This is a genomic window from Streptomyces sp. R28, from assembly GCF_041052385.1.
Taxonomy (GTDB): domain Bacteria; phylum Actinomycetota; class Actinomycetes; order Streptomycetales; family Streptomycetaceae; genus Streptomyces.
In genome coordinates, this window is sequence record NZ_CP163439.1 from 7,562,992 (window position 1) to 7,578,128 (window position 15,137).

The following is a 15,137-nucleotide window of genomic DNA, read 5'->3' on the forward strand; positions in this document are numbered from 1 at the left end:
AGCCGCATATCGAAGCAGCCCCGCGCCCCTTAAGGTCTTCACTCCCCCCTCTTGCAAAGACGAGGTATGTCCATGCGTACGTCCCGCCTGAGCAGACGTGCCGTTCTCGCCGGGACCGCGGCCGCCGCCGCGCTCACCACCGTCCCGTCCGTCGCAGGGCGCGCGTCCGCCGCCGAGCCCACAGCCGCCGCCGGCCAGGCGTACCGTTGGCGCACCGCCGTCATGGGCGGCACCGGTTTCGTCACCGGGGTTCTCTTCCACCCCTCCGTGCGCGGGCTCGCCTACGCCCGTACCGACATCGGCGGCGCCTACCGCTGGGACGACCGCACCTCGAACTGGGTCCCGCTGACCGACCACCTCGGCTGGGACGACTGGAACCTTCTCGGCGTCGAGGCCATGGCCGTCGACCCCGCCCACCCCCACCGCGTCTACCTCGCCCTCGGCACCTACGCCCAGTCCTGGGCCACCAACGGTGCCGTCCTGCGCTCCGACGACCGCGGCGCCACCTGGCGGCGCACCGACCTCACCGTGAAGCTCGGCGGCAACGAGGACGGACGCGGCTGCGGCGAGCGGCTGCTCGTCGACCCGAGGGACAGCGACACGCTGTGGCTGGGCACCCGGCACGACGGTCTGCTGAAGTCGACCGACCGAGGCGCCACCTGGGCCGCCGCCTCCGGTTTCCCGGGCACCCCGAGCGCGAGCGGCCAGGGCGTCACCCTCCTCGTCGCCGCCGGGCGCACCCTCTACGCCGGGTGGGGCGACGGCGACGGCACGTCGGGGACGAAGAACCTGTACCGGACCAGCGACGGCACCACCTGGGAAGCCGTCCCCGGCCAGCCCGCCGGCACCGCCGCCAAGGTCCCGATCCGCGCCGCGTACGACCGGGTCACCAGCCACCTGTACGTGACGTACGCCAACGCACCCGGCCCCAACGGCCAGTCCGACGGCAGCGTGCACAAGCTGTGCACCCTGAACGGCAAGTGGACCGAGGTCACGCCGGTGAAGCCCGGCGGCACCACGGCCGACGGGTCGGCCGACACCTTCGGGTACGGCGGCGTCGCCGTCGACGCCCGGCGGCCCGGCACGCTCGTCGTGTCCACCAACAACCGCTGGGCGGCGGTCGACACGGTCTTCCGCAGCACCGACGGCGGCCGCACCTGGACATCCCTGAAGGACACGGCCGTCCTCGACGTCTCCGAGACCCCCTTCCTCAAGTGGGGCCAGGACAAGCCGAAGTTCGGCTGGTGGATCCAGGCCCTCGCCCTCGACCCGTACGACTCGAAGCACATCGTCTACGGCACCGGCGCGACCCTCTACGGCACGCGGGACCTGAAGAACTGGGCTCCGCAGATCCGCGGCCTGGAGGAGACGTCCGTACGCCAGCTGATCTCGCCCCCGGTCGGGCAGGCGCACCTGATCAGCGGCAACGGGGACATCGGCGTGATGTACCACGAGTCGCTCACGGCATCCCCCTCGCGCGGCATGGCATCGAACCCCGTGTTCGGGTCGGCGACGGGGCTCGCCCAGGCCGCTGCCAAGCCGGCGTACGTCGTCCGGGCCGGCTGGGGCGACCACGGCAACGGCGCCTACTCGAACGACGGCGGGCAGACCTGGGCGCCCTTCGCGGCCCAGCCCTCCATCGCCAAGGACGCACCGGGGCCGATCGCCACCAACGCCGACGGCAGCGTGCTGCTCTGGGTGTTCGTGCACTGGGACGGCACGAAGTACCCCGCCCACCGCTCGGCGGACAACGGCGCCACCTGGGCTGAGGTCTCCTCCTTCCCGAAGGGCGCCACGCCGGTCGCCGACCCGGCCGACCCGACGCTCTTCTACGCGTACGACACCGACACAGGAACGCTACTCGCCAGCACTGACAGTGGCCGTACCTTCACCGCCCGTGCGAGTGGACTGCCCTCCGGAGACAGCCAGTTCGAGCTGGTCGCGGCGCCCGGGCGCTCCGGCGACCTGTGGCTGAGCGCGAAGGGGAACGGCCTCCACCGCTCCACCGACGGCGGCGCGACCTTCACCAAGGTCGCCACCTGCGGGGCCTCGCACACCCTCGGCTTCGGCAAGGCCGCCGCCGGCGCCGACTACCCGGCGATCTACATGGTCGGCTCCACCGGTACGATCACCGCCGTCCACCGCTCGGACGACGAGGCGAAGACCTGGGTGCGGATCAACGACGACCAGCACCAGTGGGGCTGGACCGGCGAGACGATCACCGGCGACCCGCGCGTCCACGGCCGCGTCTACGTCGCCACCAACGGGCGCGGCGTCCAGTACGGAGACCTGGTGTGATGTCAGAACCCCAACGGCCGACCCTCGCCGACGCCACCCGCGGCCGCCTCCTCTTCGGCGGCGACTACAACCCCGAGCAGTGGCCCGAGGAGACCTGGCACGAGGACGTCCGGCTGATGAAGGAGGCCGGCGTCAACTCGGTCACCCTCGGCGTCTTCTCCTGGGCCAAGCTCGAACCCCGCCCAGGGGAGCGGAACTTCGGCTGGCTCGACCGGCTGATGGACCTCATGCACGAGAACGGCATCGGCGTCGTCCTCGCCACCCCGACCTCCTCGCCCCCGCCCTGGATGGGCCGGCTGCACCCCGACACCCTGCCCGTCACCGAGGACGGCCGCACCGAGTGGTGGGGCGGCCGGCAGCACTTCTCGCACTCCAGCGCCACCTACCGGCGCTATGCCGCCGCCATCACCGAGGACCTCGCCGCCCGCTACGGCAGTCACCCGGCCCTGCGGATGTGGCACATCAACAACGAGTACTGCACCTACGACTGGGGCGACGAGGCCGAGGCCGCCTTCCGCCGCTGGTTGCAGGAGAAGTACGGCAGCCTCGACGCCCTCAACGAGGCCTGGGGGACCGCCTTCTGGAGCCAGGGATACGGCGACTGGGACGAGGTCCTGCCGCCGCGCCGCGCCCACTACATGAAGAATCCGACCCAGGGCCTGGACTTCAAGCGGTTCACGTCCGACGCGCTGCTGGAGTGCTACCTCGCCGAGCGCGACATCGTCGCCCGGCACACCCCGCACATCCCGGTGACCACCAACTTCATGCCGTTCTGGCAGGGACAGGACGCATGGGCCTGGGCCGAGCGGGAGGACGTCGTCTCCGTCGACATCTATCCGGATCCGCGTGATCCGTTCGGCGGGCAGAACGCGGCGCTGATCCATGACATGACGCGCTCGCAGGCCCGCGGCGGCCCCTGGATGGTCATGGAGCAGGCCGCCGGGCCGGTCAACTGGCGCGGGGTCAACCACCCCAAGCCGGCCGGCCTCAACCGCCTGTGGTCCGTGCAGGCCGTGGCCCGCGGCGCCGACGCCGTCTGCTACTTCCAGTGGCGGCAGTCCCGGCAGGGCGCGGAGAAGTTCCACTCCGGGATGGTCAGCCACGCCGGGGAGCACGGCCGTACCTTCCAGGAGGTCAAGCGGATCGGCGCCGAACTCGCCCTGCTGGGCGAGAAGGTGGCCGACAGCCGCGTCGAGGCCGCCGAAGTCGCCGTACTCCTCGACTGGAACGCCTGGTGGGCGAGCCAGCAGGAAGGGCGGCTGTCCTGCGAGGTCGACTACCCGCAGGTGGTCCGGGCCTGGCATCGCGCCCTCTGGGAGGCGCACACCGTCGCGGACTTCGCTCACCCCGAGCACGACCTGTCCGCGTACAAGCTGGTCGTCGTCCCGCAGCTGTATCTGATGACGGATGCGGCCATCGACCGCCTCGTCGCCTACGTCGAGGGCGGCGGCACCCTCGTCGCCGGCTTCCAGACCGGCGTCGCCGACGAGGACGACCGGGTGCGGGCGGGTGGCATGGACGCCCGCCTCCGCGACCTCTTCGGCATCCGCGTCCTGCACGAGTGGTGGCCGCTCGACGCGGACGAGAAGGCCGACGTCGAGGGCTTCCACGGCACCCTGTGGTCCGAGGAGATCGAGGCGGCGGACGGCGTGGACGCGGTGATGCCCTACAAGGGCGGCGAGCTGGACGGGCTCCCCGCCGTCCTGCGCAAGGGCCGTGCCTGGTACGTCTCCACCCTTCCCGAGCCGCACACACTGCGCACGCTGCTCGCCGACATCGCCGCCGACGCGGGCGTACGGCCGACCCTCACCGGGCTTCCGGCCGGGGTGGAGGCGGTCCGCCGGGGCGGGCTGCTGTTCCTGCTCAACCACGGGCGCGACGGCGTCACCGTACCGGTGCCCGGCCGCCACCGCGACCTGCTGACCGGCGCGGAGGCCACCGACGCAGTGGAGCTGGGCCGGTACGGCGTGGCCGTGCTGGAGGCCGCCTCATGAGCGGACCGGTACACGGCACCTGGGAGTCGGCCCCCGCCGAGCGCTGGGAGGACGCCTTCCTGAGCGGGAACGGCCGACACGGCGTCATGGTGCTCGGAGATCCGAACGCCGACCAGGTCATCGTCAACCACCACAGCCTGGTCCGCCCCAACGGCAGCGAACACGCCCGTCCACCCGCCCTCGCCGCCGAACTCCCGCAGCTCCAGGACCGGTTGCTCGGCGGAGACGTCACGGCGGCCGAGCGTTTCACCGACGGGCGGGAGCTGCAGTGGGTGCAGCCCTTCCATCCCGCCTTCCGGATACGGCTGCGCCGTCCGGTCGCCGAGGAGCGCCGCGAGGGGTACCGCCGCGAGGTCGACTTCACCACCGGCGTCTGCACAGCCGTGCGGGGCGGCTGGCGGAGCCAGGTCTTCGTCTCGCGCGCCGACGACGTCATCGTCCAGTACGTCACCGAGCCCGGCCTCACCGCCGACGTGTCCCTGGACCCTCAACTGCCCGGTGCCCCCTACGACTTGGCGGTCGGCCACAGCGTCATCCTCACCCCCGACGGCGCACTCCTCACCCTCCGCGTCCGCTACCCCGGCAGCGACCGCGTGTACACGGGCGTCACGCTCGCCCTGGTCACCGGTGGCAGCACCCGCACCTCCCTGCCCGGCATGCGCGTCGAGGGCGCCCGCTCGCTGCTCCTCCTCACCCGGGTCCAGCGGCACACCGGCGAGCTTGACGTCCTCGCCGAGGCGCGAGCGCTGCGTGCCCTGCTCCCCGACGGCGACGAGGACCCGTACGACCGCCTCCTCGCCCGCCACACCGACCTGCACCGCCCGGCCTACCTCCGTGCGGGCCTCGACCTCGGCGCCGACGACGCCGAACGCGCCCTCCCGGGCTCGGAGCTGGTCAGCCGCCCGAAGAGCCCCGCCCTCCTGGAACGCCTCTTCGCGGCCGGCCGCTACCACCTCCTGTCCGCCGCCGGCATGCTTCCGCCCCGGCTCACCGGCCTGTGGACCGGCGACTGGAACACGGCGTGGTCGGGCGCGTTCACCACCGACGCCAACGTCAACCTCCAGACCGCATCGGCCGCCGCGGCCGCGCTCCCCGAGGTGACCGAGGCCCACGCGGCCCTGGTCCACGGCCAGTTGGACCACTGGCGCGACAACGCCCGCACGATCTTCGGCACCCGTGGCGTGGTGGCCCCCGCCCACACCGACGGCGAGTCCGGGTACATCTACCACTTCAACCGCGAATACCCCCTGCACCTGTGGACCGCGGGCGCCGACTGGCTCCTCAAGCCCCTCGTCGACCACGACGAGACCCGCGGCGACCGCGACCCGCGCACCGCGGCCGCCTTCGCCGAAGTCGCCCTGTTCTACGAGGACTTCCTCACCCGGACCGACGGCGACGGCAACCTGGTCGTCGTCCCCTCCTACTCACCCGAGAACCGTCCGGCGAACGCGAGCTGGGGCACCATCAACGCCGCCATGGACCTCTCCGCGGCCCGCCACGCCCTGCTCACGGCGGCCGACTACCACGCGGGCACCGAGGAGGCCGAGCGCTGGCGCGCCCTCGCCGACCGACTCCCGCCGCACCGGATCAACGCCGACGGAGCCCTCGCCGAATGGGCCTGGCCAGACCTTGAGGACACCTACGACCACCGCCACCTCAGCCACCTCTACGGCGTCTGGCCGCTCGACGAGATCACCCCCTACGACACCCCCGACCTCGCCGCGGCCGCCCACCGCGCCCTCCAGCTCCGCGGCGCCGAGAACGACTCCGCGCACGGCCACCTCCACCACGCCCTGATCGCGGCCCGGCTGCGCGACGGCGAGCGCGTCGCCCACGCCCTCGACCAGGTGCTGGAGGGTGACTTCTTCCACGCCTCCCTGATGAGCGCGCACTACCCGACGCGTCACGTCTACAACGCCGACGCCGCCCACACCCTGCCCGCCGTACTGATCGAGATGCTCGTGCAGTCGACCCCGGACCGGCTGGTGCTCCTGCCCGCGCTGCCCGCGGCCTGCCCCCAGGGGGAGCTCCGCGGCATCCGCACCCGGTTCGGAGCAGAGGTCGACCTCACCTGGACCCCCCACTCAGCGACCGCGGTGATCCGCCCCACGCGTACCCACCGGGTCGAACTCAGGACTTCCACCGGCGCCGAACCGCTCGACCTCGTCGCCGGAGAAGACCACGTCCTGCGCTTAGGGGCGTGGTAACCCCCCCACAATTTCCCCCCACCCATGGAAGGGACACCATGGCAGTGAACACGCTGAGCCGCATCACCAAGGCGATACTGGCCCCCGCGCTCGCTCTGGGCGCCACCGTCGGCTTCGCCTCCGCCCCCGCATCCGCCGCCGTCTGGAACACCTGCGACCAGTACGGCAGCACCAACCTGAACGGCTACACGCTCTACAACAACATCTGGGGCTCCGGCGCCGGCAGCCAGTGCACCTGGGCCAACTCCGCCACCAACTGGGGAGTCTCGGCCAACCACCCCAACACCGGCGGCATCAAGTCCTACCCCAACTCCACGAAGGCGATCAACAAGTCGATCACCTCGCTCGGCTCGCTCACGAGCGACTACAACATCTCGGTCCCGTCGTCCGGCGCCTTCAACGCGTCGTACGACATCTGGGACACCGCCCACCGCTACGAGATCATGCTCTGGGTCAACAAGACCGGACCGGTCGGCGCCATCGGCAGCTGGCAGGAGGACGTGTCGCTGGGCGGCCACAGCTGGGGCGTCTACAAGGGCACCAACGGCTCCAACGAGGTGTTCTCCTTCATCCGCAAGTCGAACTCGTCCGCCGGCACCGTCGACATCCTGCCGATCCTGAAGTGGATCAAGGACAGCAAGGGGTGGATGGGCAACGAGACCATCGGCGACGTCCAGTTCGGATACGAGATCACCTCGTCCGCCGGCGGGCTCGACTTCAACACCAACAACCTGACCGTCAGTAGCAGCTGACAAGACATCAGGGCCGGGGTCGGTCCGCGTCCCTTCTCAGGCGCGGTCCACCTCGGCCCGCAGCGCGTTGTAGTCGGCGAACACCGACTCGACCTCGGTGCGGGTCAGGCCGTAGCGGGCCAGGTCGTAGCGGTGCGGGCGGGTGCCCTTCGGGCGGGCGACGGCGCCGGGGAGCCGGGCGGCGTCGGCGTCGGTCCAGGGGGCCCCGACCGCGTCGTAGAGCTTGGGGGCGCCCGTGGCCGGTTCGGTGGCCAGCCAGGCGTACGGGGCGTCCACCAGGGCCTGGGGCGGGATGGCGGCGCGGGCCGCGAGACCGCGGGTCATGGCGTGGCTCAGCAGGTCGAGCCAGAGGGCGCCGATGCGGTGCGGGTCGAGGGGGCGGGTGCTGACGGCCATGCCGTGCTCGATCAGGCTGCAGAAGGAGGCCACGACGGTCACCGGGTCGCGGTGGCACCACACGATCGTGGCGTCCGGGAAGACCGTGCGCAGCGCGTCGAGGTTGCCCAGGTGCATGGGGGACTTGAGGATCCAGCGCCGGCGCGGGCGGCCGTACTGCAGGACCTGGAACACCTGCTTGAGGTACTGGTAGTCGTCGACGAAGTCCCGCTCCCGGTACCACGCCGAGTACTCGGGGATCAGGGCCTGCGACAGCGGCATCAGGGCGTGCGGCAGGGCGAAGGTGCACTCCTCCGGGCCCTCGGCGGCCATCGCGTGGATGTCGCGAAAGCGCGGCGCGAACAGGTTGGTGCCCTGCACCAGACGACGTCCTGCCGTGACCGCCTTCCGGCGCCGACGGGGCGGTAACTCCAGGTCGGGCGTGAGCAGTTCCCACAGCAGCGGGCTCCGGTGCTCGGCGGAGAGCGACAGGACGGCGTGCGTGACGGTGGTCGCGGTGCGCGGCAGGCCCACGACGAACACCGGCTTCTCGATCGGCTCCCGCTCGATCTCGGGATGCCCGGCGATCAACCGCCGCACGCGAGCCCGGTTGGTGAGATGCCGGCGCACGAAGACCTGCGCGGACTGCCAGCCGACCGGGGTCAGGTTCTCGGCCCGCGCCCACCAGCCGAGCAGCACCCGGAAGTCGTCGACGAACTGCCGGTCTCCCGCAGCCTCCCCGGCCTCCACCGCGATCCGGTCGAAGATCCGGTCGTGCCCGCGACGGGAGCCGAAGGTCGGCCTCAGCAGCACATTGGCGAGGGTCAGGGCTATCGGAGACGAGGACACGCGGCGACTCCATCCCGCTGAACTTGCTTGTAGCGTAAGGAAGTTCAGCGCATCAGGGCAAGGCGACCGGACGAGTGATCGAGGGGGCGACCGGAAGACCTCCACCCCCCGGCCACCCCCTGCGACACGGCTACTCCGCTACAGGCAGCCGTGCCCCGTCCCGCAGGAACAGCGGGATGCGGTCCAGCGGGGCGTCGACCGTCACGGTCGTACCGCCCTCGTACGTCTCCCCGGTCCACGCGTCCGTCCAGCGCGCCCCCGCCGGGAGGTACGCCGTCCGGGCCGTCGCGCCCGCCGTCAGCACCGGGGCGACGAGCAGGTCACGGCCGAAGAGGTAGGAGTCGTCGACCGACCAGGCCGCCTGGTCCTCGGGGAACTCCAGGAACAGCGGCCGCATCACCGGCAGGCCCTCCTCGTGGGCCTCGCGCATGACCTCGAGGACGTACGGCTTCAGGCGCTCGCGCAGCCGCAGGTACTGCTCCAGGATCGCGCCGGCCTCCTCGCCGTACGACCACACCTCGTTCGGGCCGCCGGTCATCTGCGGGCCGAGCGGCATGCCCGGGTCGCGGAAGCCGTGCAGGCGCATCAGCGGGGACAGCGCGCCGAACTGGAACCAGCGGACCATCACCTCGCGGTACGCCGGGTCGTCCGGGTCACCGCCGTGGAAGCCGCCGATGTCGGTGTTCCACCAGGGGATGCCGGACAGCGCGGTGTTGAGGCCGGCCGCGATCTGGCGGCGCAGGGTCGGGAAGTCGGTGCCGATGTCGCCGGACCACAGGGCGGCGCCGTAGCGCTGGCTGCCCGCCCAGGCCGAGCGGTTGAGGGTGACGATCTCGTCCTCGCCGGTCGCGCGCAGGCCCTCGTAGAAGGTGCGGGCGTTCTCGGCCGGGTAGATGTTGCCGACCTCCAGGCCGGGGCCCGTCCAGTAGCGCAGGTTCTCCTGGAAGCCCGGCTTCAGCTCCGGCTCGCAGGCGTCCAGCCAGAAGGCCGTGATGCCGTACCGGTCGAGGTAGTTCTGCTTGACCTTGGACCACACGAACTCGCGAGCGTCGGGGTTGGTGGCGTCGTAGAAGGCCACCTGGACCGTCGACGCCACCTCCTTGTCGGGCCAGTCGGCGTGCGCCATCGGGCCGTACTGGGTGCCGATGAAGTAGCCGCGCTGCTCCATGACCGGGTGGTTCTCGGAGAGGGGGGAGACCGAGGGCCAGACGCTGACCACCAGCTTGATGCCGAGCTCGTCCAGCTCGCGCACCATCGCCGCCGGGTCCGGCCACTCCTTCGGGTCGAACTTCCACTCACCCAGGTGGGTCCAGTGGAAGAAGTCGCAGACGATGACGTCGATGGGCAGGCCGCGGCGCTTGTACTCCCGTGCCACTTCGAGGAGTTCGTCCTGCGTGCGGTAGCGCAGCTTGCACTGCCAGAAGCCCGCCGCCCACTCCGGCAGCATCGGCGTACGGCCCGTCACCGCGCTGTAGCGGCGCTGGCCGTCGGCCGGGGCGCCCGCGGTGATCCAGTAGTCGATCTGACGGGCGGAGTCGGCGACCCACCGGGTGCCGTTGTGCGCGAGTTCCACGCGCCCGATCGCCGGGTTGTTCCACAGCAGGGTGTAGCCACGGCTGGAGGCCAGCACCGGGATGCCGACCTCGGCGTTGCGCTGGACCAGGTCCAGGACCAGGCCCTTCTGGTCGAACCGGCCGTGCTGGTGCTGGCCCAGGCCGTACAGCTTCTCGTCGTCGTACGCGGCGAAGCGCTGCTCCAGGCGGTGGTAGCCGTTGCCCACCGCGGTGTAGAGCCGCGAGCCCGGCCACCAGAAGTGGGCGCGCTCCTCGGCGAGCACCTCCGTGCCGTCCTCGGTACGCAGGAAGCGGATCAGGCCCTCGGCGTCGACCTCGACGGTCAGCGCGCCGACGGTCAGCACCCCCACCCCGTCGTCGATCTTGACCGTCGACTCGGTCGTCGGGGCGGACTCGAGGAGCGCGCCCGGCAGCCCGTCGAGGACCGGGCCGCCGAGCCGGGCACGCACCCGGACCGCGTCCGGGCCCCACGGCTCGACGCGCAGGGTCTCCTGGCGGCCGCTCCACTCCAGCGCACCGTCCCGCTCACGGAACGTGCCGACGGTCGGGGACGACTGCGCGAGGCTGACCGTGCCTGGCTGGGGCTGGGTTTCGGCAGGCTGATTCACGAGGGGCGCTCCTGAAGAGGGCGGCGGGTGCAGACATGGGGGTGCCCGGCAAGGGCACGGTGCGGAAAAGGGGTGCGGAAAAGAGGTGGTGGAACGGGGTGGTGGAACGAGTGGCGAAATGGGGTGGGGATACGGGGGGTAAACGGTCAGTGGGTGGCGGACGGCGCCGGGCCCGTGCTCGCCCGGTCCGTCAACTCGGGCGCGATCAGCACGACTTCGTCGCTCCCGCACCCCTCCAGCTTGGCGACCAGCTGCTGCACGGCATGCCGGCCCATCTCCTGCGCGGGGATGGAGACGGACGTCAGCCGCACCGAGGCCTGCGTGGCGACCTGGTCGGGGCAGATGCCGACCACCGACACGTCCTCCGGCACCGCACGGCCCTGCTGGCGCAGCAGGGCGAGCAGTGGCTCGACCGCCGATTCGTTCTGTACGACGAACCCGGTGGTGCTCGGGCGCTCGTCGAGGATGCGGGCGAGGGTGACGGCCATCGCGTCGTACCCGCCCTCACAGGGCCGGTGCAGCAGCCGCATCCCCAGCTCCTGGGAACGCAGCCGGAGTCCGTCCAGCGTGCGCTCGGCGAAACCGGTGTGCCGCTCGTAGACGGCCGGGGCTTCGCCTATGACAGCGATGTCTCGGTGCCCCAGCATCGCCAGATGCTCCACACACAGCGCGCCGGTCGCCTTGAAGTCGAGGTCCACACAGGTCAGCCCGGAGGTGTCGGCCGGCAGACCGATCAGCACGGACGGCTGGTCGGTGCCGCGCAGCAGCGGCAGCCGCTCGTCGTCCAGCTGGACGTCCATGAGGATCATCGCGTCGGCCAGCCCGCTGCCGGTGACCCGGCGCACGGCGTCGGGGCCCTCCTCGCCGGTCAGCAGCAGCACGTCGTATCCGTACGTCCGGGCCGTGGTGGCCACCGCGATGGCGATCTCCATCATCACCGGCACGTACATGTCGGTGCGCAGCGGGATCATCAGCGCGATGATGTTCGACTTGCTGCTGGCCAGGGCGCGGGCGCCCGCGTTCGGGTGGTAGCCCAGCTCGCGGATGCTCTGCTCGACCCGCTGCCGGGTGGCCCCGGAGATGGACCGCTTGCCGCTGAGGACATAGCTCACCGTGCTCGCCGAGACTCCGGCGTGCTGGGCGACCTCGGCGAGGGTGACCATCCAGCTCTCCAAGCTTTGTGAAGCGCTTCGACAGTGCGCGGTGCGAACAGGGCGGGGTGTGAGGGTGGTTCGACAGTAGCTCCACCGGGAGTGGGTGTCCATAGGTTGTCGAAGCGCTTCGACAAAGAGTTTCCCGAGGGCGCCGGCGCGGGCCTCGACAGGGGCTGCGCTCCCGTCTGCCACGCGCCCGGGACGGCCTTCCGGAGGACGTGGCTTCCTCCTTACCACGACCGGCCGTGGGGGGCCATGGAATGGGGGAGGGCGTCGGCGGGCCCCGCCCTCCTGGATCGGCCCTGCCCGAGCCCTGACGGCAACTTTCCCGGAGGCGGTGGCCACGTAGGGGACGTAACCGATCCGTCCCCGGAAGGACCGTCCCCCATGCAGCACCGCCGCCCCCGCCTGTCCAAGAAGGCGAAGACCCTCATCGCCTCGGCGGTCGCCCTCGCGGCCGCCGCCGGTGTCACCGTCGCCCAGGCGGACGAGTCCAGCAAGAAGTGCGCGGCCTTCGACACGATCACGCTCGGCAAGTACTACGTGAACAACAACCTCTGGAACGAGGGGAAGTACACCGGCACCCAGTGCGTCTGGGACAACTCCCAGTCGGGCTCGACGATCTCCTGGGGCACCGACTACAGCCTGGCCAACAGCGGCACCGGCAAGGACTACGACGTGAAGTCGTACGCCTCCAGCGTCCTCGGCTGGCACTGGGGCTGGAAGGTCGACAAGGCCAGGACCGGCCTGCCGATCCGCGTCGGCGACCGCAAGCCGGTGCGGACGAGCTGGGAGTTCTCGGTCAGCTCCGACCCGGGCGCCATGAACGTCGCCTACGACCTGTGGCTGCACACCAAGAACACCGCGGACTGGCAGGACCAGCCCACCGACGAGATCATGGTCTGGCTCAACCGCCAGGGCGGCGCGGGCCCGCTGGGCACCAAGAACGGCAGCGTCAGCCTGGGCGGCGCGACGTGGGACATCTACGAGGGCGACATCGGCTGGAAGGTCCATTCCTTCGTCCGCCGCACCAACACCACCAAGGTCACGCTCAACCTCGACGACTTCACCCAGGCACTCGTCCGGCGCAATCTGCTGAGCAACGACAAGTACGTCTCCGGCATCGAGGCCGGCACCGAGGTCTTCAAGGGCACGGGCCGCCTGGACACGAAGGCGTATTCCGTCAACATCGGCTGAACGGCTGCACGCGGGGTGGTGGGGGCGCCCGGAATCGGGTACATACGATCGGGTAGCACCCGTCGGTAACCAAACGGCCCAAGATCCCGATTCGCGGCGAGGTGAGCCTCATGTCCGCAGTACCCCCCAAACCCACTGTCAGTGAGCGTGAGGCACGCCAGGTGGCGGAGGCGGCCCGGCAGCAGGAATGGCGCAAGCCCAGCTTCGCCAAGGAACTGTTCCTCGGCCGCTTCCGCCTCGACCTCATCCACCCCCACCCGATGCCCACCGACGAGGCCGCCCAGCGCGGCGAGGAGTTCCTCGCCAAACTGCGCGACTTCGTCGAGACGAAGGTCGACGGCGCCCTCATCGAGCGCGAGTCCCGCATCCCCGACGACGTGATCGACGGGCTCAAGGAACTCGGCGCCTTCGGCATGAAGATCGACACCAAGTACGGCGGGCTCGGCCTCGGCCAGGTCTACTACAACAAGGCCCTCACCCTGGTCGGCTCGGCGTCCCCGGCGATCGGCGTCCTGCTCTCCGCCCATCAGTCGATCGGCGTACCGCAGCCGCTGAAGTTGTTCGGCACCCCGGAGCAGAAGGAGCGGTTCCTGCCGCGCTGCGCCCGCACCGACATCAGCGCCTTCCTGCTGACCGAGCCCGACGTGGGCTCCGACCCGGCCCGCCTCGCCACCTCCGCCGTACCGGACGGGGACGACTACGTCCTCGACGGGGTCAAGCTGTGGACGACCAACGGCGTGGTCGCCGACCTCCTCGTCGTCATGGCACGGGTGCCGAAGTCCGAGGGCCACAAGGGCGGCATCACGGCCTTCGTCGTGGAGACCAACTCGCCCGGCATCACGGTCGAGAACCGCAACGCCTTCATGGGCCTGCGCGGCATCGAGAACGGCGTCACCCGCTTCCACCAGGTCCGTGTCCCCGCCGCGAACCGCGTCGGCCCCGAGGGCGCCGGCCTGAAGATCGCGCTCACCACGCTGAACACAGGGCGGCTGTCCCTGCCCGCGTCCTGCGTCGCGGCCGGAAAGTGGTGCCTGAAGATCGCCCGCGAGTGGTCGGCGGCCCGCGAGCAGTGGGGCAAGCCGCTCGCCCACCACGAGGCCGTCGGCTCGAAGATCTCCTTCATCGCCGCCACCACCTTCGCCCTGGAGGCCGTCACCGACCTCGCCTCGCAGATGGCCGACGAGGACCGCAACGACATCCGCATCGAAGGCGCCCTCGCCAAGCTCTACGCCTCCGAGATGGCCTGGCTCATCGCCGACGAACTCGTCCAGATCCGCGGCGGCCGAGGCTTCGAGACGGCCGAGTCGCTGCGCGCCCGCGGCGAGCGCGCGGTCCCCGCCGAGCAGGTCCTGCGCGACCTGCGCATCAACCGCATCTTCGAGGGCTCGACGGAGATCATGCACCTCCTCATCGCCCGCGAGGCCGTCGACGCCCACCTGACCGTCGCAGGCGACCTCATCGACCCCGACAAGTCCCTCCAGGACAAGGCGAAGGCGGGCGCGAGCGCCGGCGTCTTCTACGCCAAGTGGCTGCCGAAGCTGGTCGCCGGGCAGGGGCAACTGCCGTATTCGTACGGCGAGTTCAAACACGGCGTCGACCTCGCCGCGCACCTGCGCTACGTCGAACGCACGTCCCGCAAGCTCGCCCGCTCCACCTTCTACGGCATGTCCCGCTGGCAGGGCCGCATGGAGACCAAGCAGGGCTTCCTCGGCCGGGTCGTCGACATCGGCGCCGAGCTGTTCGCCATGAGCGCGGCGTGCGTGCGCGCCGAGCACCTGCGCGGCCAGGGCGAGCACGGCCGCGAGGCCTACCAGCTTGCCGACGCCTTCTGCCGCCAGGCCCGTCTGCGCGTGGAGGAGCTCTTCGGCCGGCTGTGGTCCAACACCGACGACCTCGACCGCAAGGTCGTCAAGGGCGTGATGTCGGGCACGTACGAGTGGCTGGAGAGCGGCATCGTAGACCCGTCGGACGACGGCGCCCCCTGGATCGCCGACGCGACACCGGGCCCGAGCGAGCGGGAGAACGTGCACCGCCCGATCAGGTGACGGACACCCCGAGGGGTCACTGCCCGCAGTGACCCCTCACCATCCTGTTACCCGCCGATGGGGACGCCCTGTCCTTCCCGACAG

At 71.0% G+C, this 15,137-nt stretch carries 9 protein-coding genes; 6 read left to right on the forward strand and 3 right to left on the reverse strand.

Features of this window, described 5'->3' with window-relative positions; all coding sequences use genetic code 11:
- Nucleotides 1-72: 72 nt before the first annotated feature.
- Genes AB5J49_RS34065 through AB5J49_RS34080 form a run of 4 tightly spaced genes read left to right on the forward strand, consistent with a single transcriptional unit; the run spans nucleotide 73 to nucleotide 7,251 of the window.
- A complete protein-coding gene (locus AB5J49_RS34065; RefSeq protein WP_369172692.1) occupies nucleotides 73-2,298 on the forward strand; it encodes a 1,4-beta-glucanase in 2,226 nt (741 codons plus the stop codon).
- The gene (locus AB5J49_RS34070) at nucleotides 2,298-4,292 is read left to right on the forward strand and encodes a beta-galactosidase (RefSeq protein WP_369172693.1); all 1,995 of its coding nucleotides are present in this window, start codon (nucleotides 2,298-2,300) and stop codon (nucleotides 4,290-4,292) included. Before AB5J49_RS34065 ends, AB5J49_RS34070 begins: the two co-directional genes overlap by 1 nt.
- Complete coding sequence (locus AB5J49_RS34075) at nucleotides 4,289-6,499, forward strand: glycoside hydrolase N-terminal domain-containing protein (RefSeq protein WP_369172694.1); 2,211 nt, start codon at nucleotides 4,289-4,291, stop codon at nucleotides 6,497-6,499. Before AB5J49_RS34070 ends, AB5J49_RS34075 begins: the two co-directional genes overlap by 4 nt.
- A gap of 38 nt (nucleotides 6,500-6,537) precedes the next feature.
- The gene (locus AB5J49_RS34080) at nucleotides 6,538-7,251 is read left to right on the forward strand and encodes a hypothetical protein (RefSeq protein WP_369172695.1); all 714 of its coding nucleotides are present in this window, start codon (nucleotides 6,538-6,540) and stop codon (nucleotides 7,249-7,251) included.
- A 36-nt stretch (nucleotides 7,252-7,287) separates the two neighbouring features.
- Here the strand turns inward: AB5J49_RS34080 and AB5J49_RS34085 are convergent, their stop codons facing one another.
- The 3 genes from AB5J49_RS34085 to AB5J49_RS34095 form a co-directional block, all read right to left on the reverse strand.
- Complete coding sequence (locus AB5J49_RS34085) at nucleotides 7,288-8,475, reverse strand: sulfotransferase (RefSeq protein ID WP_369172696.1); 1,188 nt, start codon at nucleotides 8,473-8,475, stop codon at nucleotides 7,288-7,290.
- 130 nt (nucleotides 8,476-8,605) lie between these two features.
- Nucleotides 8,606-10,657: a TIM-barrel domain-containing protein gene (locus tag AB5J49_RS34090; protein ID WP_369172697.1), complete on the reverse strand. Its 2,052-nt coding sequence runs from the start codon at nucleotides 10,655-10,657 to the stop codon at nucleotides 8,606-8,608.
- Nucleotides 10,658-10,803: 146 nt separating this feature from the next.
- A complete protein-coding gene (locus tag AB5J49_RS34095; RefSeq protein ID WP_369172698.1) occupies nucleotides 10,804-11,820 on the reverse strand; it encodes a LacI family DNA-binding transcriptional regulator in 1,017 nt (338 codons plus the stop codon).
- A 378-nt stretch (nucleotides 11,821-12,198) separates the two neighbouring features.
- On the opposite strand from AB5J49_RS34095, the gene AB5J49_RS34100 reads away from it, so the two are divergent.
- Together AB5J49_RS34100 and AB5J49_RS34105 are read left to right on the forward strand one after the other, a co-directional pair.
- A complete protein-coding gene (locus tag AB5J49_RS34100; RefSeq protein WP_369172699.1) occupies nucleotides 12,199-13,008 on the forward strand; it encodes an endo-1,4-beta-glucanase in 810 nt (269 codons plus the stop codon).
- A gap of 110 nt (nucleotides 13,009-13,118) precedes the next feature.
- On the forward strand, nucleotides 13,119-15,053 hold the full coding sequence (locus tag AB5J49_RS34105) for an acyl-CoA dehydrogenase family protein (protein ID WP_369172700.1): 1,935 nt from the start codon (nucleotides 13,119-13,121) through the stop codon (nucleotides 15,051-15,053).
- Nucleotides 15,054-15,137 lie beyond the last annotated feature (84 nt).